Source organism: Bacillus songklensis (assembly GCF_042649685.1).
In the GTDB taxonomy this organism is placed as follows: Bacteria; Bacillota; Bacilli; order Bacillales; family Bacillaceae_H; genus Bacillus_BA; species Bacillus_BA songklensis.
Genome location: NZ_JBHRZT010000020.1, coordinates 262,869 through 283,922, shown reverse-complemented (window position 1 = coordinate 283,922; position 21,054 = coordinate 262,869). Strand labels below are relative to the sequence as shown.

Below are 21,054 nucleotides of genomic sequence, written 5' to 3'. Positions count from 1 at the left end.
TAAAGAATGGAGGGTTATGGAGATGAAGCGATTTTTTTCATTCTCATTGGTGTTGACAGTTCTTTTTTCATTTCATACAACTGCAGCTTTCGCAAACGAAAAATCATCAGCAGAATTAGCGGATCGGGCCAAATCAGCCATTTTGATCGAGCGCGATACTGGAGCTGTGTTATATGAAAAAAACAGCGATCAAAAGCTGCCGCCGGCAAGTATGACCAAAATTATGACAATGATCTTAATTATGGAAGCGCTTGACGAAGGAAAAATCAAATTAAATGAAAAAGTTCGTACAAGCGAATATGCTGCTTCGATGGGCGGATCGCAAATTTTCTTGGAGCCCGGCGAAGAAATGACCGTGGATGAAATGCTAAAAGGAATTGCCATTGGATCGGGGAACGATGCATCCGTAGCGATGGCCGAGCATCTGGCAGGTTCCGAAGAAGAGTTTGTGGAAATGATGAATAAAAAGGTAAAAGAGTTGGGGTTGAAGGATACTCAATTTAAAAACCCGACCGGATTGCCTGTTAAAGATCATTACAGCACGGCCCATGATATGGCCATGATGGCAAAAGAATTGATGAAATATGATAAGATCACCAACTATACAGGGAAGTACGAAGACTATTTGCGCCAAAATACAGAAAAAAAATTCTGGCTTGTCAATACAAATCGCTTAGTAAAATTTTATCCGGGTGTGGATGGGGTAAAAACCGGCTTTACGAACGAAGCGAAATATTGTCTCACAGCAACGGCTAAAAAAGGAAATATGAGGGTCATAGCTGTAGTGTTTGGAGCAGACACACCGAAAGATCGGAACGTTCAGGTGACGAAAATGCTCGACTATGCATTCAGTCAATATCAAACGACCCCCCTTTATAAAAAAGATACGAAAATCGCCACTCTTAAAGTCAATAAAGGAAATAAAAAGGATGTCAAGGTTGTGACATCTGAACCGGTCTCCCTTTTAACGAAAAAAGGAACGTCGACAAAAGATATCAAAAAAGATATCACACTTAAACAACCATTAGAGGCGCCTGTTCAAAAAGGTGATGAAGTAGGGATGTTAACCATTAAAAAGGATGGAAAAGTGCTAAGTAAATCCCCGCTTGTAGCCGGAGAAAGTGTACAAGAAGCTTCCTGGTGGGATTTGTTTAAACGAACATTTTCTCGCTTCACTCAAACATCGTAACTAATGTTGACGAAAAATAACTACTTTTGTCAGGGGGAAGGATTCCGATGAGAAATTAGCGAAAGACTCACTATAAACTTTCAAGGGGGGTAGAACCGTGAGTCTTTCCATAAATCTGGAAGTGAAGCAACGAGTATTGCTTGTACGCTTAAGCGGTGAGCTGGACCATCATACAGCGGATGAATTGAGAACAAAGATTACTGACATTCTTGAGAATGGACGTATCAATCACATTGTGTTAAACCTTCAAGACTTAAGCTTTATGGATAGTTCAGGCCTTGGTGTGATTTTGGGCCGATATAAACAAATCAAAAACAGCGGTGGAGAAATGGTGGTATGCTCCATTTCGCCTTCTGTACAGAGACTGTTTGAAATGTCAGGGTTGTTTAAAATTATCCGCTTAGAACAAACGGAACAAAACGCTTTGGAAACACTGGGGGTGGCGTAATGAAGAACGAAATGCACCTTCAATTTTCTGCGTTGAGTGAGAATGAATCGTTTGCTCGTGTCACAGTCGCAGCATTCATTACACAATTAAACCCGACGATGGATGAGGTAACGGAAATTAAAACCGTTGTATCTGAAGCCGTAACGAATGCCATCATTCATGGCTATGATAATAATCCAGGTGGAATGGTTTATATTTCCGTTTATTTAAGTGATGAGAGTACTGTGGAAATTGTGGTGAAAGATGAGGGAATCGGTATCGATAACATCGAGGAAGCGAGACAGCCTCTGTATACGACAAAGCCGGAGTTGGAGCGCTCCGGTATGGGATTTACGATCATGGAAAATTTTATGGATGAAATTTCGATTCAATCTTCTGTATCAAAAGGAACCACGCTTTATTTAAAAAAGCACTTAACAAAAAGTAAAGCTTTATGCAATTAAGGAGATTTGCCTATGGATGTGGAGGTCAAAAGTGAACAGAGCCAAGGTTATTTGTCCGATTGTGAAGTAAAAGAATTAATCAAGAAAAGTCAACAGGGAGATCAAGAATCCCGGGATCTCATTGCGCAAAAAAATATGCGTTTAGTATGGTCGGTCGTACAGCGGTTTTTGAACAGAGGATATGAGCCGGATGATCTGTTTCAGATTGGATGTATCGGTCTTTTAAAATCTGTGGACAAATTTGATTTATCTTATGACGTAAAGTTTTCTACGTACGCTGTTCCCATGATCATCGGCGAGATTCAGCGTTTTATTCGAGACGACGGAACGGTAAAAGTCAGTCGCTCTTTAAAGGAATTGAGCAACAAAATCCGCAAAGCGAAAGATGAACTCTCTAAAACGTTAGACCGGGTGCCGACTGTTTTAGAAGTGGCAGAGTATTTGGATATCACCCCTGAAGATGTAGTGTTAGCCCAAGAGGCCAATCGTGCCCCTACTTCTATTCACGAAACCGTTTATGAAAATGATGGGGACCCGATCACATTATTGGATCAGATCGCAGACCATAATGAAGGAAAGTGGTTTGATAAAATCGCTTTAAGGGAAGCAATTCAGGAACTAGATGATCGAGAGAAACTCATTGTTTATTTGCGTTATTACAAAGATCAAACACAATCAGAAGTCGCTTCTAGACTAGGCATCTCACAAGTGCAAGTTTCTCGACTAGAAAAGAAAATTCTGCAGCAAATGAAAAACCGTATGGAAGGGTAATTAAAAGAGGATGACTCAAAAGGTATAAAAAGACATACCTATTGAGTCATCCTCCTGAAAGGACCCGTCATGAAAATCCAGCAAAATCAGAGGATTCCGTGACGGGGCCTTTCAGTAAAGATCAACTTTTGCCATTGATTAGAGACTTATGGGACAGCCTCTTTTTTAGTTATCCGTGCAATAGGCCTTTTTATGTTATTCTATGGATTCATATATTTTCATAAGGGTGAAGCCGAAAAACCGCTCTATTAGGTTTTCGGCTTCACCTTTTTTGTGGGAATTAATGGATGGTTTTTTTTTGAATTAGAAAATTCAAGAAATACCATACTACACATACGAGGAGAACCATTTGCAAGGTGTGATAGGAATGGAAAAAACAGTGTATCTACGGATGCGTCATCGTGTGCAGGTCAACCCGAGTGAGACGGTAAAAATTGGACAAATTGCCATGATCATTGCACAAGATGATGTGAAAGCCCAGCTTGAAGATTTGGCCATTCATCAAGTGACCATGAGTGACCGAAATATAATCGTAATTGATGTGATGAGGGTTATTGCTCATATAAGCAGACAATACCCAAAGTTGGATATTCAAAATGTGGGTCCAGCTCAAACCATTATAGAAGTCGTGTTTAAAAAGAAACGTTATTCATTGCTCTTCTTTGCTGTTGTATGGTTTTTGCTCTTTATCGGTGCGGCTCTAGCCATTATGAATTTCCATGAAGACGTAAGTATGAGGCAGGTGCATCAAAACTTATTTTACATGCTGACAGGAATAAGGGACGAAAAGCCGTTATTGCTGCAAATTCCCTATTCTTTTGGATTAGGATTAGGCATGGTTTTATTTTTCAACCATCTTTTTCGTAAACGCATCAATGAAGAGCCCAGTCCCCTGGAAGTAGAGATGTTTAACTACCAACAAGATTTAGACCAATATGTCATCATGCATGAAAACAAAGAGAGTATGAAAAACATTGATGAGCGCTAATGTATTATTTACCATCCTGATTGGGTTTGCAGGAGGACTGTCAGTAGGGGCAGGATTTGTAGCCTTTTTGACTGTGTTGGGAATTATTCCGAGGCTCATGCAGTTAACGAAGACGGTGAAATATATTCAAGGCTATGAATGGGGCGTCATTAGTGGAGCGGTATGCGGAGGATGGCTAAGCCTGCATGGAAATGTATTATATCTTCCTTCTTTTGCGGCTGTCATTGTTGGATTTACAAGCGGTATCTTTATCGGTATGCTCGCAGCGGCTTTAACCGAAGTGTTAAATGTGCTACCGATTTTAGCAAAGAGAATAGGAATTGCTGAAAGAATGATCATTTTGCTGATGGCAATTGTCTTAGGAAAAGTATTCGGTTCCTTGTTCCATTGGATTTATTTCGTGGACCAATAGGGCTCTAACGAGTGATTCTTTCCCCTAAGAAGGGAGAGGCCTTGGCACTTGTTGGAGAGGGAAGAAAGAGGAGGCAGTATGAATGAGTAATCAGCAAAAATTGAAAGACAATTACAAGGAGAATATTAAAGCATATCAACCAAAACCTCCTTATTTTACCAATTGTTTAAAAGCCTTTATTGTTGGGGGACTGATTTGCACATTTGGACAGATCATCGAAAACTTTTACTTACGTTATTTTGATTATTCAAAAGAAAACGTAGGAAATCCAACTGTTGCAACTCTTGTTTTAATATCGGCTATCCTGACTGGTTTGGGGATTTATGACAAAATAGGACAGTTTGCGGGTGCGGGTTCGGCAATTCCTGTGACTGGCTTTGCTAACTCAATGACGAGTGCAGCTTTGGAGCATAAAAGCGAAGGGTTTGTTCTTGGAGTGGCGACGAACATGTTTAAGCTGGCGGGAAGCGTTATTACATTTGGAGTAGTCGCTGCTTATGTTATAGGAATGTTGCGTTATGCATTCAAAACATTCTTTTAGCCGGAGGGAAGAAGATGCGCCTTGTAGGGAAGCAGACGTGGATATTTGAAAATAACCTTTACATTAACGCTACAGGAACAGCTGTAGGTCCAAAAGAGGCTTTAGGTCCCTTAAGAGAAACGTTTGATGTGACGCATGAGGATTTGCATTGCGGCGAAGATAATTGGGAGCTAGCGGAACGACTGTTAATGAAACAGGCCGTCGATACTTGCTTGCAGAAAGTTAATTTATCCTATTCTGATATCGATTTTTTCTTGGCGGGGGACTTGCTTAATCAAAATGTAACGGCTAACTATGTGGCCAGAGAGCATCAAATCCCATTTTTATGCATGTTTGGCGCATGTTCCACTTCAATGGAAACACTCGCATTGGGTGCCGCTCTGGTAGACGGAGGATTTGCCCGGAAAGTACTGGCTGCAACAAGCAGTCATCATGCAACAGCGGAAAGGCAGTTCCGTTATCCAACAGAGTATGGAGGACAAAAGCCCCATACAGCTACTTTCACTGTGACAGGAGCAGGCGCGGCGGTAGTATCACAGGAAAAGGGACCTGTGAAGATTACAGCGGCTACGATTGGTAAAGTAACAGATTATGGAATAAAAGATCCGTTCGATATGGGATCAGCGATGGCTCCTGCTGCGGCTGATACGATTCAACAGCATTTACTTGATATGAATCGATCTCCTTCTGATTATGACCTCATTGTAACGGGGGATTTATCAGGGGTAGGGAGTCCCATCTTGAAAAAGCTGCTTCAAGAAGAGGGCTATGATTTATCAGAGGTTCATAATGATTGCGGCTTGATGATTTATCGCCCTGATCAAGAGGTGTTTGCGGGAGGAAGCGGTTGCGGCTGTTCGGCAGTTGTTACATATGGCCATATATTAAATGAATTAATACAAGGAAAGCTAAAAAGAGTATTTGTAGTAGCAACAGGGGCACTATTAAGCCCAACCATGATTCAACAGAAAGAATCGATTCCGGCAATCGCTCATGGCGTTGTTATTGAGGCGCTGGAGGAGGGGAATTAAATGGAGTATTTATATGCTTTTTTAGTAGGGGGAGCAATTTGTGTAGCAGGTCAACTGCTGTTAGACGCAGCCAAATTAACTCCGGCGCATGTAACAAGTTTATTTGTTGTTGCAGGAGCGGTGTTGGACGGGTTTGGGCTTTACGATAAACTAATCGAGTTTGCCGGAGCAGGCGCGACGGTCCCCATTACAAGCTTCGGGCACTCCTTGCTGCACGGTGCAATGGAACAAGCAGATGAACATGGATTTATTGGGATTGCGATGGGGATTTTCGAGCTTACATCTGCAGGAATTTCGTCAGCTATTTTATTCGCCTTTATTATCGCTGTTATCTTTAAACCGAAAGGATAAAGATCTAAATGGAAAAAAGAAGGGTTATTGTCATTACAGATGGCGATGAGTATGCCCGGAAAACTATTGAATATGTAGCCAACCAATACGGGGGACGGTGCATTTCCCGTTCGCACGGAAACCCGACCACGTTATCAGGTCCGGAAATAGTCAATCTCATTTTACAAACCCCCTATGACCCGGTATTTGTCATGTTTGATGACAGCGGTTTTTTAGGAGAAGGAGCAGGGGAACAGGCATTAAAATATGTTGTGAATCATGAGCAGATCGATGTTTTAGGAGTGATAGCCGTCGCGTCCAAAACACATCAAAATGAATGGACAAGGGTAGACGTGAGCATTGATCGTTACGGAGAATTGACAGAATATGGAGTGGACAAAAGCGGTATTCAGGAGTTCGAGATAGGAAGAATAAATGGCGATACCGTATACTGTCTCGACAGCCTGGAAGTACCGATTATTGTGGGAATTGGAGATATCGGAAAAATGGCGAGAAAAGACCATATCAAATATGGTTCTCCTGTCACTATGAAGGCTGTGGAAGTTATTTTGGAAAGGAGTGGATATGATGGCGGATCAAGCAAAGCAAAAGACACCCATTTACACGAATGTCCATGAGAACGACAAGTGGTTCGAAGAAAACGGGAGCATGAATACAAGCTTTGACTTCGGTGTACGCAAGCTGCTCATTTTAGATCACGAAGTACATTTGTACTATGTCACAGGACTTTGTGAAAGCAACTACATCATTCAAATTGCGGACCAGCTTGTAGAAGTGAATGATCATGAAACACAAAAGTCCAAAGCGAAACAAATTATAGAAAATCGCCTTATCCATCAGCAAGTAAAGCCAATTCAATATTTGGAAGACGCACTCACTACCATTTTATCGGGGCTCATCGTCGTTTTGATCGATGGAGAAGAAACCGGATATGAAGTGGATGTACGGACTTATCCGGGGCGTCAACCGCAAGAGCCGGATACAGAAAAGGTCGTCCGGGGATCAAGAGACGGCTATACAGAGAATATCATTATTAATACAGCATTAACAAGAAGAAGGATTCGGGACGGACGTCTTCGTTTTGAAATCATGAAAGTAGGAGAGCGCTCCAAAACAGATATTGCCATTGGTTATATAAAGGATGTAGCAGATCCCGGATTGGTTGAAGTGGTAAAAAAAGAAATTCAAGCAATTAAAACAGATGGTCTTACAATGGCAGATAAAACAGTTGAAGAATTTCTGGTTAAGCAAGGATATAACCCATTTCCGCTCGTACGCTATACAGAACGGCCGGATGTGGCAGCTGAGCATATATTGGAAGGGCATGTTATTATTATCACCGACACATCCCCAAGTGTCATTATCACCCCGACAACTTTATTTCATCATCTCCAGCATGCTGAAGAGTTTAGACAAACACCTGCTGTTGGTACCTTTATTCGTTGGGTGAGATATATCGGAATTTTGGCTTCAGTTTTTTTATTGCCATTATGGTTTTTATTTGTGGTAGAACCTTCGTTGTTGCCACCCAACTTACAGTTTATCGGACCAAATGAGAAGACAAACATTCCAATGGTGGTTCAAATCTTTATGGCAGATATCGGGATTGAGTTTTTAAGACTCGCGGCTATCCATACCCCGACCCCTTTATCAACAGCAATGGGTTTAATTGCAGCCGCATTAATCGGGCAAATTGCTATCGATGTGGGACTGTTCGTACCAGAAGTCATTTTATACGTCGCAGTTGCTGCTATTGGTAATTTCGCTACCCCGAGCTATGAGCTCAGTGTAGCGAATAAAATGATTCGTCTTTTACTGCTGGCCGCTGTTGCAGCTTTTCATACTCCTGGCTTTGTAATCGGCGTAACTTTATACATTCTGTTTCTAGTAAGCACCCGTTCATTGAACACTCCATATTTATGGCCGTTCATCCCGTTTAATCCGATTGCTTTCAAAGGGATTATTGTTCGAACTTCTAAACCGGGGGACAACGTCAGGCCAAGTGTCATTCATCCACAAAATAAGGCGAAACAACCTACGTAAAAAGCATCGGGAAGTTTTCGGCTTTCCCATGCTTTTATGCGTATAAAGTTTCACTTTATACACATATGTATGCGAAAAAAACGGAACTTGTCAGGATGTGGTTGCGTCACCTTGATAGATATGATAAGGTTGTTTTAATTAAGTAAATTAGTAAATTTACGAGGCAGTTATCAGCTCAAGAGCTTGTTAGCTGTCTCTTTGTCTACATGGTCATAAAGTTCAAGTAACTATCAATATGGTCTTTGACGTAAAGAGCATGCGAGCGAAAAACTTTAAAGGGCAAGGTTGTATCAGTAAAGGCATTTTGATAGGACGCCGCGGCTTTAATATTGGGTCTCCCGATCGTTGATAATCAGCTGGGGCAATCTAACTATCTTCATTGAAAGAGATGAGGATAAACGCACCTGTTAGAGTAGTATAAATCAAATGGGAATGAGGTAAGTGTAATGGTGTTTTTGCATGGAACTAGCAAAATAGATGGACAAGGACATTTAGAAATCGGAGGAGTGGACACCGTTAAATTGGCAAAGGAATTTGGGACTCCTCTTTATGTTTATGATGTGGCGTTAATTCGTGAACGCGCCCGTCAATTTAAAGATACTTTTAAGCAGCACGGAGTGAAAGCACAAGTCGCTTATGCGAGTAAAGCTTTTTCAACGATGGCCATGGTTCAGCTTGTGCAGGAAGAAGGCCTTTCATTGGATGTTGTGTCCGGAGGAGAATTGTATACAGCGTTAGCTGCCGGTTTTCCGAGAGAAAAAATTCACTTTCACGGTAATAATAAAAGCAAAGCTGAATTAGAAATGGCCATCCGTGAAGGGATAGGATGCATTGTCGTTGATAATTTTTATGAGATTGAATTGCTAAAAGAGCTAGGCGATGTGTATCAGAAAAAGATACCGGTTTTGCTTCGTATTACACCGGGCATTGAAGCACATACGCACGATTATATTTTAACAGGGCAGGAAGATTCCAAATTTGGGTTCGATTTGCAAAACGGGCAAGCGGAGCAAGCGGTTCGCCAAACATTTAACATGCCGCAGTTTGACTTACTGGGTGTTCACTGTCATATCGGTTCTCAAATTTTTGAGACAGCAGGCTTTATTATGGCAACGCAGAAGATTTTCGAAAAGTTAAAAGAGTGGAAAGAAAAAATGAACTTTTTCCCGAAAGTGTTGAACCTGGGCGGGGGATTTGGAATACGATACACGAACGAAGATGACCCTATTCCTGTAAGTCAGTACGTGAATGTCATTATTGAAGAAGTGAAAAAACAAACAGAAGCGATGAATATAGGCATTCCGGAAATTTGGATTGAGCCGGGCCGTTCTCTTGTTGGCGATGCCGGCACTACTCTATATTCAATCGGTTCAAGAAAAAATGTACCAAATATTCGCGAATACGTATCCGTAGATGGCGGCATGAACGATAACATTCGTCCGGCCCTGTATCAAGCAAAATATGAAGCTGCACTTGCCAATCGTATGAACGATGAAGTGGATGAGGAGGTTTCAATAGCAGGGAAATGCTGTGAGTCCGGTGACATGTTGATTTGGGATTTACCTTTGCCGAACCCACAGCCGAAAGATATACTAGCGGTATTTTGTACAGGAGCTTACGGTTATTCGATGGCTAGTCATTACAATCGAATTCCAAAACCGGCTGTTGTATTTGTCGAAGACGGGGAAGCCCAATTAGTGGTCAAACGTGAAACATATGAAGACCTTATCAAGAATGACTTACCCTTTAAAGCAAAAGTAAAAAACTAACGAAGAAGATGACTAAAAAGGGGCGCTTTGCCCCTTTTAGTCATCTTCATGAAATGGGCCGTCACGTGAACCGGAATAACATTCAGGTTTTTAGTGACGGCCCATTCCATATAAAACCTCTATTTTTAAGATAGATTAGAAAACTCTTTGTTTATTAGGCAAAGAGCGCGCGGATGGCATTTATTAAACTGTTTAAAAACTCTTGAAGCTTTTGCAAGAATGATTGGCCTTCTTCAGATTGTAAGAAAGTGGAAATTTTCTCTTTCGTTACACTTAATTGTTCTTTTACCTGATTCCAATCAATATCCATTGATTTTAACTTGTTAAAGAAATCTACTAATGTATCTAATTCTGCATCTGTTAAAGTAATCCCCATTTCTTTGGCGACTTGTTCAATTAATGCACGTAAATCTGCCTCTGTTTTCGGCTCGTTTTTAGCAATCTCGTCTTTTACTTTGGCCATAAGTGCCGCAGCATTTTCAGCTCCAATGGAGTCACCCAGCTCCGCTGTTTTTACCATTTCTTCATTCGCCACTTTTTTGATATCTTCAGGAATTTCTTTATTTGTAGTCGTTTCATAGGCCTTCATAATACCGGTTAAAGCAGCTGTGCCGGATACAGCGAAGGGTGCCGTAATGCGAATTGTTGCATCTTTTACGCCTGCTGTAATCAGGGCATTTGTATACATTTCATCTGTAACCCATGTAATGTTATTCGTTTCAACATCTAACCCGGAATCTTTGGCTCCGATTGTAATGCTTGCTGACGAAATAGCGCGAGAACCGATTTGTGATTTTGGAATGAAGTCTCCCAAATATTCATGTTCTTCTTGATTGGATACGGTGATGGTTTGTGCGTTTTCAGGTACATTTAATTCTGCTAATATTTCATTTTTTTGCTGCCCGGTTAAGTTTTCTCCCAATGTAACAATGACATCTCCTTCTGCTGCATCTGCAAAGCTGATGGAAGGAACAGAGAAAAGCATGGTTATAGCCAGAAACATTGCTTGTAATTTTCGTTTCAAAAAAAGACCTCCTTTTATACATGCAACCATTCATATTATAGTATGATTTCGCCAAATATGATAGGGTTTCTCTATTTGACACTAGATCCGGCTCTCACGGGCGTTAGAATCTCCGTTGCTTCACGGATGAGTGAAACGGTCTCTATGTGCCGGATTAGTTCATTCTATTAGACGAATAGAAGGCGAAATAGGTTTCAAAAAATGATGATGCCAAAAAATCGGAAGATGAAGAGATTGGATTTGTCTCTTAAATTGTAGTAGAATGAATGAAGAATTTTGTAATGGAGGTTACATAATGAAAAAAGCAAGCATTGAAATGCAAAATGGGGAAAAAATCATGATTGATTTATTTCCGAATGAGGCTCCTGGCACAGTAGCGAACTTTGAAAAGTTGGCAAATGAAGGGTTCTACAATGGATTAACATTCCATCGTGTGATTCCTGGTTTCGTATCCCAAGGAGGCTGCCCTCACGGAACTGGAACAGGCGGTCCTGGCTACACAATCAATTGTGAAACAGAAGGAAACCCGCATAAGCACGTACCAGGTGCTTTGTCCATGGCACACGCTGGAAAAAATACAGGGGGAAGCCAATTCTTTATCGTGCATGAGTCACAGCCACATTTAAATGGTGTACATACTGTATTCGGTCAAGTAACAGAAGGTATGGACACTGTGTTAAACATGAAAAACGGCGATGTAATGAAAGAAGTTAAAGTTTGGGAAGAATAAAAGAAAAGAGGCCGTCCCATAAGTCTCGAATTAATGATAAAAGTTGATCTTTACTGAAAGGACCCGTCACGGAATCCTCTGATTTTGCCGGATTTTCATGACGGGTCCTTTCAGGAGGATGACTCAAAAGGTATGGCTTTTTATACCTTTTGAATCATCCTCTTTTTTATACGTTAAGAAAGTATAAATGGGCAATGCAGCGGCAGGTTCGACGAAGCGGCCTATTTTAAGTTTGAAGTATACGGACAACTGCGCCTCAGCCACCGTCTTTACAGGCCCGCCAATCGGCTGGTTTTCTTTATGAAACGCTTTCACGATTGGGTTGTCATTGTGTCATTTTCGGTATAAAATTTTCATTAGGGGCAATTGAAGAAACAGGGGTGTCGTTTGGTGAATAAAAGGAATTGGGTTTTACTGTTTATATTGAGCGGAATAGGTATTGTATGGGGATTCATTTATTGGTTATATGTTGTCTAATGGATGGTTCCATTTGGTGTATGTTGATTACACCTTGTAAATTAGGTATCATAAAACACAAATATGACTTTTTTGTTAAAAAAATTACCTTTTGTTTAAATATGCATAACGCATGAAGGGAAAAGCAGGTTGTAACGGGTATTGGTTCATGAATAGAAAGTAAATGACAGTTTTCAATAATGAGGGAGAAATATATGCTTATTCGGTATAAAAAAAATTACGAAAAAATTGCAATGGGGCTTTTATCGTTCATGCCAACGGAAAAAGACTTGAAAGCATTGCAGCAAACGATGAAAGAATACGAACAAAATGATCAATGGAAGCTTTTTTTATGGAAAGAAGAAGATGACATTATCGGGATTATCGGCATTGCAATTGTAAGTGAGACACAGCTGGAAGTTCAGCATATTAGTGTTAATCCTTCACACAGACAACAAGGAATTGGTAAGCAGATGATCAAGGCGCTTCAATCTCTTCATCCGAACATGACTTTAAAACCAAATGCGTATGTAGCTCCGTTTTTTGAAAAATGTAATGCGTTCGAAGATGAACAATGACAAAATAGCAGACAAAATTGAAGCAATTATTGCCTGCTGTTTTGCTTATAGCGTAGATTTTTTTCGCGTTCTGCGATTACAGAGGTCCGGTCACGAAGTGTATGACGATGAACAAGCGAGATATTATTCAAATCTGACTCGCTCCACCAGGTGATTCCTTTTTCATTGCTTCTTTCTATACATACAGTTGTCAAAGATGGATCGTTGATCGGTAAATAGAGGCTTTCATATTTCTTCTGTTGTTTCATTTCTTCTGCACGTTTATGCAAAAGCTTAAGTAAAGCATCGTAATCTAAGCCAAGTTTTTGTACTTCTGCTTTTTCGTTGCTAACAATGCGGATGGCGCTGTTCATCATTCGATATGCTCCGTTGTAATTCTCGCGCCGCTGATGATATAAAGAGACAGCTATTTGGATAAGACCTACCCATATGTGTTTGCGCGTATCCAGCTCTTCAGATTTCCAGTGTTCTTCCAACAATTCGTGACATTCAAAATAATCACGGTCACCGTGAAAATGTACAAGATAGTCAACATAAGCAATGGGATAATTCATGGGAAATCTCCTTTCCGTTGATGCTAAGAGTGTACCATAAATAAGGAAAAGTGTTCAGCAGAAAGGCTGAACGCTTTTTTATGTTAGCCATATGAATCCACATAAATAGTGGAGCGTAGATAAACCATGATCCATGCTCCATTATTTACCTTTATAAGCTCATTCAAGATGAGAGAACAGAAAGGCTGTGAATAGCATAAACGGCAAAAACTGATGCTAAATTATTAAGTTGGATTTATATATATAATGGACTATACTTAAGAAGAAAAATGCAATAGAATTTGGAATGGTTAAATGTTGGTGGGATGATAGTGGAATATAATGTGAAAGTAGATGCATTTGAAGGTCCATTAGACCTTTTGCTTCACTTAATTAATAGATTCGAAATTGATATTTATGATATTCCGGTAGCAAAAATTACCGAGCAGTATATGAGTTACGTTCATGCCATGAACGAACTTCATCTTGATGTAGCGAGTGAGTATTTAGTGATGGCCGCAACGCTGTTAGCCATCAAAAGTAAAATGCTGCTCCCAAAATACGAAGATGACACGTTGGATGATATGACCGAACTGGAAGAAGAAGACCCACGTGAAGAGTTAATGCAGAGATTGATTGAATATCGAAAATATAAAGAAGCTGCCCAAGAGTTAAAACGGATGGAGGAAGGACGAGGGCAGTATTATACGAAGGCGCCGAGCAATCTTAATCATTTAGCAGCGGAAGTGCAGTTGGAAAATAATGAATTGGACGTCACTCTGTACGATATGCTGAGTGCTTTTCAAAAGCTGTTGAAACGAAAGCAGATGCAAAAACCGTTAAAGACAACGGTCACTCGTCAAGAAATTCCGATTGAGCAGCGAATGGAAGAGATTTTGTATGAGTTGAAAACCTTTGAAGGAAAAAAACGTTTTTACGATTTATTTCCAAATCCGGAGCGGGAGTATGTTGTCGTTACCTTTTTAGCTGTGTTGGAGCTCATGAAACATAATCAAGTCATTGTAGAGCAGCAAGATAATTTTAAGGAGCTATATGTTTCGTACTATGGAGGGAATGAAAAAGGATGAACATGACAACGAAAAAGTCTGTCATTGAGAGTCTTTTGTTTGTGGCAGGCGATGAAGGTTTAGCACTTGCCCAAATATCCGAGGTCTTAAATATAAAGAATGAAGAGGCTGTCCAGGCTGTTCAGGAACTGCAAAAAGATTATCAAGAGACAAAGAGGGGAATTGAGATTATAGAAATAGCTGGTACATATCAGTTGGCAACCAAAACTGAAAATGTGGAGTATGTCAAACGGCTTATCGAAGTACCGACCAATCAGTCCCTTTCACAAGCTGCGCTCGAAACGTTAGCTATTGTAGCTTATCGGCAACCGATCACAAGAGTAGAAATTGAAGAGATCAGAGGCGTAAAAACGGAACGTCCGCTTCAAACACTGGTGGCAAAGGCCTTAATCAAAGAAGTAGGAAGAGCGGAAGGAGCGGGAAGAGCCATATTATATGGAACGACAAAAGAATTTTTGTCTTATTTTGGTTTGAAATCTATTGACGAATTGCCGCCGTTATCCAATCAAGTAGAACGGGAGTCTTTAGAACAAGAAGCCGATTTGTTTTTTGAAAAATTCCAAGAGGCGTTTGAGTAAATATGTAAATCCATATAAAGCATTTAGCATGGGCAAAAACCCCGTGCTAAATGCTTTACGCATCAGGCTGTGCCAGTCTACCTTGCGGTCTCTTGGCACAGCCTGATACGAGAACCTTTGTAAGCTTATTTAAGATGAGAGAACAAAAAGGCGTGAAAAGAAGAAAACCCGATGATAGAGGTTAAAAAGTTATGTGGATTCATTATATATTCCTTGTGGGATATGTGGTAATATTATAAAAAACAATCATTTTGTGAAAAATCTCTATTCATTGCAAAAGATGGCAGGGGGACGGAGCGCTATGGCGAATACGGTTGTAAAATCACAAATCGAACTTGTGGAGCAAAAGTTAGCATCTTCGGTAGGGGGACTAAATCAATATTTGAATCATGTCACCATTTCGAATTTAAAGGAAGAAATGGAAGCAGATGAAAGTGAGTATGGGCTTTTACTGTCTAACTTAAGAAGACTTGCGGTTTTTTGTGAAGAAGGTTTTGATGCGTGCCGTGTCATTTCAAGTACGGAACCATTCAGAAAGGCTGCGGCTGAACGTACACTTTATCGTGTTTATCATCAATGCATTGAAGAGTTTTTTAATCCAAAGCATGATTTATGGTATGAAGACAGCCGTTCAGCTTATACGGGACGAAATTCCATTAAGTATCGCAAGGCGGCGCCAGAGTCCGTCAAACGGCTTATATCTTCGCTTGAAAGTGATTTCCAGTTAATGAGAGAAGAGCTGCAATTCTATGAAACGGATTATGTAACCAAAATGAAGCAGTCACAGTAAAGAGGCAGGGGAAACCCTGCTTTTTTTCTTTAGCCGTGCTCTTTTATAATCAAAGCGGTGTAGATGTGGGCAGTTTTCCGCTTTTGTCACGTTATCTGTTTGAGTGAATACGATACTAACGATGAACAAAAGGGGGCTTTATGATGAGCATGCCGGAACAAGTAAGGCAATATTTGTATGATATCGAAAAATGGCTGGAGGAAATAAAAGAGTGGCTGCTAGAGCGCCAACAGATAGAAGATAATTCCCTATTCGTCGATCTAGACAATATCAAGGAAGACATTAAGAAGCAATTAGAGATGGATGTCTTAAATGAAGACTGCCTCATGCAAACGAACGAGATTTTAAAAGAGGTAACAGAACGTATTCAAATGTGTGCTCAAGAAGAAAATCGAGAGCGCGACAGTGTGCCTATCGGAAAACATCGGCTGCCACCTTTGCCATATGCATACGACGCTTTAGAACCTTACATTAATAAAGAAATTATGAGGCTGCATCATACAAAGCATCATCAAAGTTATGTAGATGGTTTAAATAAAGCGGAACAAATGATGAAAGAAGCGAGGGAAGCGAATCAGTATGAGTTGATTAAGCACTGGGAGCGGGAAGCCGCTTTCCATGGTTCAGGGCACTACCTTCACTCGATTTTTTGGGAAATTATGAATCCGAGGGGAGGTGGGAAACCGACGGGGGCATTACTTCAACAAATCCAGCAAGATTTTGGAACGTATGAACAGTTCAAGAAACATTTCTCAGAGGCTGCTAAAAAAGTAGAAGGTGTCGGCTGGACCTTATTAGTATGGTCTCCCCGGTCCCGAAGGCTTGAGATCTTACAATCGGAACGTCATCAATTAATGACCCAATGGGACACGATTCCGCTTCTTGTACTGGATGTATGGGAACATGCTTATTATCTGCAGTATAAAAATGACCGCGGGCAATATGTAGACAATTGGTGGAATATTGTATATTGGCCTGCAGTTTCACAGAGATTCAATGAAGCAAAAAAATTAAAGTGGCGGCCTTATTAACATATCGAATAACTGTAAGTGAAGAAAAAAATGGAAAGGGATGTTTGGAAAGTTTGATATTTAGACTTTTAGAACATCCTCTTTTCTTTTGGAAGAAAAAATTGTAAATTTAAGAAAGGTAAATTTGGAGTATTGAATCTTTAGATTGGCCATATGCTTGATGAACAAATGGTTTTCTTTCAAATGGAGAGATTTCATTCATAACCGTTCAAGACAAGCATACACTTGTACAAACAAGCAAAGGGACGGGATGATATGAATGAAACGAATTAACAAAAAAGTGTTAAAAAAGACTGGCTTGTTTTTGATGGCCGTTTTCATTAGCTTTCAGCTCTTCGTTCCAGCCGTATTTGCACAAAGTGTTAGTGCACAAAGTGCCATTTTAATAGAGCAGCACACGGGGCGAGTATTGTACGAAAAAGAGGCGCATAAACGGCTTCGGATTGCGAGTATTACTAAAATCATGACAGCAATTCTAGCAATTGAATCAGGCAAGATGGAAGATACCGTAACGGTGAGCAATCGGGCTGTCGGCACAGAAGGATCTTCCCTTTATCTTGTACCAAATGAAAAAATTAAGCTCAAGGACCTTGTCTATGGATTAATGCTTCGCTCGGGTAATGATGCGGCTGTCGCGATTGCAGAGTATGTGGGCGGAAGCCTGGATGGTTTCGTCTACCTTATGAATCAAAAAGCTGCAGAGATTGGAATGAAGGATACCGGGTTTGCCAATCCCCATGGACTGGATGACCATGAAAATCATTATTCAACAGCCTATGATATGGCTATTTTAATGAAATATGCGACCGCAAATAAAACGTTCCAAGAAATATCCGGTACTAAAATTTATCGTGCTCCCCACCCTGAGGAAAAGTGGGACCGTGTGTGGAAAAATAAAAATAAATTGCTGACAAGTTTATATCCATATTGCACGGGGGGGAAAACCGGTTATACAAAGAGAGCGAAAAGGACGCTCGTCACTACCGCTTCAAAAGATGGAATGGATTTAATTGCGGTCACGCTCAATGATCCCGATGATTGGCAAGATCATATTTCCATGTATGAAACGGGATTTGACAAGTTTAAGCTGACGAAAGTGGTAAAGAAAGGAAAAGTCAGCGACATCGATGATTCATATTATAAGAAAAAAGTATACGTGAAGCGCGATTTTATTTATCCGCTTACAGATGATGAAAAGGATTCTGTAAAATTAGAGGCCACATTGATTAAACCAAACAAAAAATTATGGGAAGATGAGCGAAACATCCCTGATATCGTAGGCCGTCTGGATATTTATCAAAACGATGAGGGGATTGGTCGTTTACCCCTTTATTACAAGAAAGGATTGGATATAGAAGAAGACGTGTCTTTCTTTGAAAGGATCAAAAACTTATTCTTGTTTATTTTAGGGGTGCGATCTGATGGTTAATATAATTTGGGTATTATTAACCATTATAGGCATTGGGTTTGCCATCATTAACGGACGTATTGAAGAAGTAAACAAAGCGGTTTTTCAAGGGGCTTCTGAAGCTGTGACACTCAGTATCGGCTTGATTAGTGTGCTGGTATTTTGGTTAGGGATGATGAATGTTGCTCAGCAGGCAGGATTGTTAGATAAGCTTGCCTGGTTATTCCGTCCGGTTGTAACAAGACTGTTTCCGGATATCCCCAAAGACCACCCTGCGATGGGGTACATCTTATCCAATATGATGGCCAATATGTTTGGGTTAGGAAATGCAGCTACTCCCTTGGGACTTAAAGCGATGGAACAGTTAAAAAAGCTTAACGGAGATAAAGACGAAGCCAGTCGTTCCATGATCACCTTCCTCGCCATCAACACTTCCAGTCTCACCCTTATTCCAACAACGATCATCGCTATCAGGATTACATACGAATCTTCCAATCCGGCTGAAATCATTGGAACGACGCTTATCGCGACCATCTGCTCGACACTTGGAGCCATTTTACTCGATCGATACTTCTATTATAGAAGGGCAGGGAAAGGGGGAAGACGCTGATGGCTATCATTAATCAAGTTTCTCTTTTGTTGATTCCTCTAATTATTGGCGGTATTTTACTGTACGCAACTTTTAAAAAGGTTCCCACATATGAAGCGTTTGTGGAAGGGGGAAAAGAAGGAATTCAAATCGCGTTTTCTCTCATTCCTTATTTAGTGGGGATGTTAGTCGCTATCTCTGTTTTCCGGGCTTCAGGGGCGATGGAATACTTCATTTCTTTTATACGTCCCTTTTTGCAAGCGATTGGAGTCCCCCCGGAAATTGCTCCTCTTGCCCTTATCAGGCCCATTTCCGGTACGGCGGCGCTGGGCCTGACGACAGATCTCATCGCAACGTATGGACCGGATTCATTTATTGGAAGGCTTGCTTCTACGATGCAAGGAAGTACCGATACGACTTTCTACGTGCTGACCGTTTATTTTGGAGCGGTTGGCATCAAGAAAATGGGTGACGCGTTAAAAGTCGGATTATTGGCGGATTTAGTGGGGTTTGTGGCTTCTATTATCATAGTGACACTTGTATTTGGATAAAAAATGTTCAGATTGTTTGAGTGAGGGCGAGATCTTCAAGCACAATTTTTTTGTGCCTGAAGGCCGCCCTCATTTCATTTCTCAGCTAAAGAATCATCGGTTGAGTGCAGGTTTTTATTATCGTTGTTTTTTGGGGTGTAGAGCCGCTGTAAATTTGTAAAACTAATAGGTGGAACACTTGTACAATTAACACTAAACAAGTAAGATGTTACAAGAGGTGAAAACAATATGGAACGATTGCAAAAGGTGATTGCACATGCAGGTATTGCATCAAGAAGAAAAGCAGAGGAACTCATTTTAGAAGGAAAAGTGAAAGTAAACGGGAAGGTCGTAAAGGAATTAGGTGTAAAGGTTGGACCTAACGACCGGGTGGAAGTGAACGAAATTCCGCTTGAGAGAGAAGAACCTGTTTACTTCTTATTTTATAAACCACGTGGTGTTATTTCCAGTGTACATGATGAAAAAGGTAGAAAAGCGGTAGTAGATTATTTTCCACATATAGATGCCCGCATTTACCCTGTCGGTCGTCTCGATTATGATACGTCAGGTCTTTTACTATTGACCAATGATGGTGAATTCGCCAACCTGCTGATGCACCCAAAACATAACATAGAGAAAGTGTATATTGCAAAGGTAAAAGGCATTCCATTCCGTGAAAAGCTAAAACAGCTCGAAAGAGGCATTCGTCTTGAAGACGGAATGACAGCTCCTGCCCGTGCGAAGGTCATATCGGTTGATAAAAGAAAACAGACAGCGTTAGTAGAGCTTACGATTCATGAAGGGAGAAATCGCCAAGTGCGCAGAATGTTTGAAGCGATTGGTCACCCTGTCATGAAATTAAGAAGGGACCGCTATGCCTTTTTGGATTTAAAAGGATTAAATGCTGGTGAATCCCGTGAGTTAACGGCCCACGAAGTGAAACAGCTATACGCATTAGCCAACTCTACCAGATAGACTATAACGTACAGAGTTCTTAGGGGCGGTTCTTCTTCAAACGAAAAAAGCGAGATGTTACCGCCCGTTAGAGAAGGGAAAGACTTGATTAAAAAAGCCTATATTTTTATATAAATCCAACTAAAATAATGCGTCACATAACCTTCATAATCTTTCCAAGGCATTTAAAGTGAAAAATGATATAATTTATACTGTATTTTCAGACTTTTTTGGGGGATACTTGCCATGAAAAATCGTCGATTAGTCATGAGAACGGTTATTTTGGCTGTGCTCGTGGCTGCTTTAGGTTATACATTATATGTAAATTTTTTTACGAGTAAAGAAAAAGTAGCAGTAGGAGATACGGCACCAGACTTTGTGTTGTCGGACTTGGGGGGGAATACTCATCAATTGTCTGATTACCGGGGAAAAGGAGTATTCTTGAATTTTTGGGGGACATGGTGCAAACCGTGTGAAAAAGAGATGCCTGCCATGCAAAGGCAGTATCAGATTTACAAGGATCAAGGAATAGAGATTCTAGCAGTTAACGTAGATGAAACGAATATAGCGGTTACAAAATTTGCAGAGCGTTATAATTTGACGTTTCCAATCATGATTGATAAAGGTTCCCAAGTGTTAAACGCTTACGGGGTAGATCCGTTGCCAACGACTTTCCTTATTGATAAAAATGGGAAAGTGGTAGATGTTTTTCTTGGTGGTTTAGACGAAAAGAAAATCAATGAATACATGGAAATGATTAAACCGTAAGGAGTTTTCAG

26 protein-coding genes are annotated in these 21,054 nt (G+C 40.6%); 23 read left to right on the top strand and 3 right to left on the bottom strand.

Annotated features, from left to right (window positions below; genetic code table 11):
• Positions 1 to 22: 22 nt before the first annotated feature.
• The 12 genes from ACFOU2_RS04430 to lysA all read left to right on the top strand — a co-directional run bounded on the left by ACFOU2_RS04430 (position 23) and on the right by lysA (position 9,986).
• Positions 23 to 1,189, top strand: coding sequence for a D-alanyl-D-alanine carboxypeptidase family protein (locus tag ACFOU2_RS04430; RefSeq protein WP_377912587.1), 1,167 nt, complete (start codon positions 23 to 25; stop codon positions 1,187 to 1,189).
• Positions 1,190 to 1,286: 97 nt separating this feature from the next.
• Entirely contained in the window at positions 1,287 to 1,637 is a 351-nt protein-coding gene (spoIIAA, locus tag ACFOU2_RS04425; protein ID WP_377912585.1) for an anti-sigma F factor antagonist, read from the top strand.
• Positions 1,637 to 2,080: an anti-sigma F factor gene (gene spoIIAB / locus ACFOU2_RS04420; RefSeq protein ID WP_377912583.1), complete on the top strand. Its 444-nt coding sequence runs from the start codon at positions 1,637 to 1,639 to the stop codon at positions 2,078 to 2,080. Before spoIIAA ends, spoIIAB begins: the two co-directional genes overlap by 1 nt.
• A 12-nt stretch (positions 2,081 to 2,092) precedes the next feature.
• Positions 2,093 to 2,851 carry an RNA polymerase sporulation sigma factor SigF gene (gene sigF, locus ACFOU2_RS04415; RefSeq protein WP_377912581.1) on the top strand — a complete coding sequence of 253 codons (759 nt, stop codon included), beginning with the start codon at positions 2,093 to 2,095 and terminating at the stop codon, positions 2,849 to 2,851.
• Positions 2,852 to 3,218: 367 nt separating this feature from the next.
• The gene (locus ACFOU2_RS04410) at positions 3,219 to 3,839 is read left to right on the top strand and encodes a stage V sporulation protein AA (RefSeq protein WP_377912579.1); all 621 of its coding nucleotides are present in this window, start codon (positions 3,219 to 3,221) and stop codon (positions 3,837 to 3,839) included.
• Positions 3,829 to 4,251 carry a stage V sporulation protein AB gene (locus ACFOU2_RS04405; RefSeq protein WP_377912577.1) on the top strand — a complete coding sequence of 141 codons (423 nt, stop codon included), beginning with the start codon at positions 3,829 to 3,831 and terminating at the stop codon, positions 4,249 to 4,251. Before ACFOU2_RS04410 ends, ACFOU2_RS04405 begins: the two co-directional genes overlap by 11 nt.
• An 82-nt stretch (positions 4,252 to 4,333) precedes the next feature.
• Positions 4,334 to 4,792 carry a stage V sporulation protein AC gene (gene spoVAC, locus ACFOU2_RS04400; RefSeq protein ID WP_377912575.1) on the top strand — a complete coding sequence of 153 codons (459 nt, stop codon included), beginning with the start codon at positions 4,334 to 4,336 and terminating at the stop codon, positions 4,790 to 4,792.
• 14 nt (positions 4,793 to 4,806) lie between these two features.
• Positions 4,807 to 5,823, top strand: a complete 1,017-nt coding sequence (spoVAD, locus tag ACFOU2_RS04395) for a stage V sporulation protein AD (protein ID WP_377912573.1) — start codon at positions 4,807 to 4,809, stop codon at positions 5,821 to 5,823.
• Entirely contained in the window at positions 5,824 to 6,174 is a 351-nt protein-coding gene (gene spoVAE, locus ACFOU2_RS04390; protein WP_377912571.1) for a stage V sporulation protein AE, read from the top strand.
• A gap of 8 nt (positions 6,175 to 6,182) precedes the next feature.
• Positions 6,183 to 6,791: a stage V sporulation protein AE gene (locus ACFOU2_RS04385; protein ID WP_377912569.1), complete on the top strand. Its 609-nt coding sequence runs from the start codon at positions 6,183 to 6,185 to the stop codon at positions 6,789 to 6,791.
• Positions 6,742 to 8,217, top strand: a complete 1,476-nt coding sequence (locus tag ACFOU2_RS04380) for a spore germination protein (RefSeq protein ID WP_377912567.1) — start codon at positions 6,742 to 6,744, stop codon at positions 8,215 to 8,217. The genes ACFOU2_RS04385 and ACFOU2_RS04380 overlap by 50 nt, the downstream gene beginning before the upstream one ends.
• A 449-nt stretch (positions 8,218 to 8,666) precedes the next feature.
• Positions 8,667 to 9,986, top strand: a complete 1,320-nt coding sequence (gene lysA / locus ACFOU2_RS04375; RefSeq protein ID WP_377913576.1) for a diaminopimelate decarboxylase — start codon at positions 8,667 to 8,669, stop codon at positions 9,984 to 9,986.
• A gap of 154 nt (positions 9,987 to 10,140) precedes the next feature.
• Here lysA and ACFOU2_RS04370 read toward each other — a convergent pair whose 3' ends face one another.
• On the bottom strand, positions 10,141 to 11,010 hold the full coding sequence (locus ACFOU2_RS04370; RefSeq protein ID WP_377912565.1) for a DUF1002 domain-containing protein: 870 nt from the start codon (positions 11,008 to 11,010) through the stop codon (positions 10,141 to 10,143).
• A 295-nt stretch (positions 11,011 to 11,305) separates the two neighbouring features.
• Between ACFOU2_RS04370 and ACFOU2_RS04365 the strand changes: the two genes are divergently transcribed.
• Positions 11,306 to 11,740: a peptidylprolyl isomerase gene (locus ACFOU2_RS04365; RefSeq protein ID WP_377912563.1), complete on the top strand. Its 435-nt coding sequence runs from the start codon at positions 11,306 to 11,308 to the stop codon at positions 11,738 to 11,740.
• Between the two features lie 123 nt (positions 11,741 to 11,863).
• Here ACFOU2_RS04365 and ACFOU2_RS04360 read toward each other — a convergent pair whose 3' ends face one another.
• Positions 11,864 to 12,055, bottom strand: coding sequence for a hypothetical protein (locus tag ACFOU2_RS04360; protein WP_377912561.1), 192 nt, complete (start codon positions 12,053 to 12,055; stop codon positions 11,864 to 11,866).
• A 356-nt stretch (positions 12,056 to 12,411) separates the two neighbouring features.
• On the opposite strand from ACFOU2_RS04360, the gene ACFOU2_RS04355 reads away from it, so the two are divergent.
• The gene (locus tag ACFOU2_RS04355; RefSeq protein ID WP_377912559.1) at positions 12,412 to 12,774 is read left to right on the top strand and encodes a GNAT family N-acetyltransferase; all 363 of its coding nucleotides are present in this window, start codon (positions 12,412 to 12,414) and stop codon (positions 12,772 to 12,774) included.
• Positions 12,775 to 12,800: 26 nt separating this feature from the next.
• On the opposite strand, the gene ACFOU2_RS04350 is transcribed toward ACFOU2_RS04355, so the two are convergent.
• On the bottom strand, positions 12,801 to 13,328 hold the full coding sequence (locus ACFOU2_RS04350) for a DUF309 domain-containing protein (protein WP_377912557.1): 528 nt from the start codon (positions 13,326 to 13,328) through the stop codon (positions 12,801 to 12,803).
• A gap of 311 nt (positions 13,329 to 13,639) precedes the next feature.
• Here ACFOU2_RS04350 and ACFOU2_RS04345 point away from each other — a divergent pair, with 311 nt between their 5' ends.
• The 9 genes from ACFOU2_RS04345 (at position 13,640) to resA (ending at position 21,043) form a co-directional block, all read left to right on the top strand.
• A complete protein-coding gene (locus tag ACFOU2_RS04345) occupies positions 13,640 to 14,395 on the top strand; it encodes a segregation/condensation protein A (RefSeq protein WP_377912555.1) in 756 nt (251 codons plus the stop codon).
• Entirely contained in the window at positions 14,392 to 14,973 is a 582-nt protein-coding gene (gene scpB, locus ACFOU2_RS04340) for an SMC-Scp complex subunit ScpB (protein WP_377912553.1), read from the top strand. The genes ACFOU2_RS04345 and scpB overlap by 4 nt, the downstream gene beginning before the upstream one ends.
• A gap of 301 nt (positions 14,974 to 15,274) precedes the next feature.
• Positions 15,275 to 15,763, top strand: a complete 489-nt coding sequence (locus tag ACFOU2_RS04335) for a YpuI family protein (protein ID WP_377912551.1) — start codon at positions 15,275 to 15,277, stop codon at positions 15,761 to 15,763.
• A 143-nt stretch (positions 15,764 to 15,906) separates the two neighbouring features.
• On the top strand, positions 15,907 to 16,794 hold the full coding sequence (locus tag ACFOU2_RS04330; RefSeq protein ID WP_377912549.1) for a superoxide dismutase: 888 nt from the start codon (positions 15,907 to 15,909) through the stop codon (positions 16,792 to 16,794).
• A gap of 259 nt (positions 16,795 to 17,053) precedes the next feature.
• Complete coding sequence (locus ACFOU2_RS04325) at positions 17,054 to 18,223, top strand: D-alanyl-D-alanine carboxypeptidase family protein (RefSeq protein WP_377912547.1); 1,170 nt, start codon at positions 17,054 to 17,056, stop codon at positions 18,221 to 18,223.
• Positions 18,216 to 18,812: a nucleoside recognition domain-containing protein gene (locus tag ACFOU2_RS04320; protein WP_377912545.1), complete on the top strand. Its 597-nt coding sequence runs from the start codon at positions 18,216 to 18,218 to the stop codon at positions 18,810 to 18,812. Before ACFOU2_RS04325 ends, ACFOU2_RS04320 begins: the two co-directional genes overlap by 8 nt.
• On the top strand, positions 18,812 to 19,342 hold the full coding sequence (locus ACFOU2_RS04315) for a spore maturation protein (protein ID WP_377912543.1): 531 nt from the start codon (positions 18,812 to 18,814) through the stop codon (positions 19,340 to 19,342). The genes ACFOU2_RS04320 and ACFOU2_RS04315 overlap by 1 nt, the downstream gene beginning before the upstream one ends.
• Positions 19,343 to 19,570: 228 nt before the next feature.
• Entirely contained in the window at positions 19,571 to 20,296 is a 726-nt protein-coding gene (locus tag ACFOU2_RS04310) for a pseudouridine synthase (protein WP_377912541.1), read from the top strand.
• Between the two features lie 225 nt (positions 20,297 to 20,521).
• Positions 20,522 to 21,043 carry a thiol-disulfide oxidoreductase ResA gene (resA, locus tag ACFOU2_RS04305; protein WP_377912539.1) on the top strand — a complete coding sequence of 174 codons (522 nt, stop codon included), beginning with the start codon at positions 20,522 to 20,524 and terminating at the stop codon, positions 21,041 to 21,043.
• Positions 21,044 to 21,054: the final 11 nt, after the last annotated feature.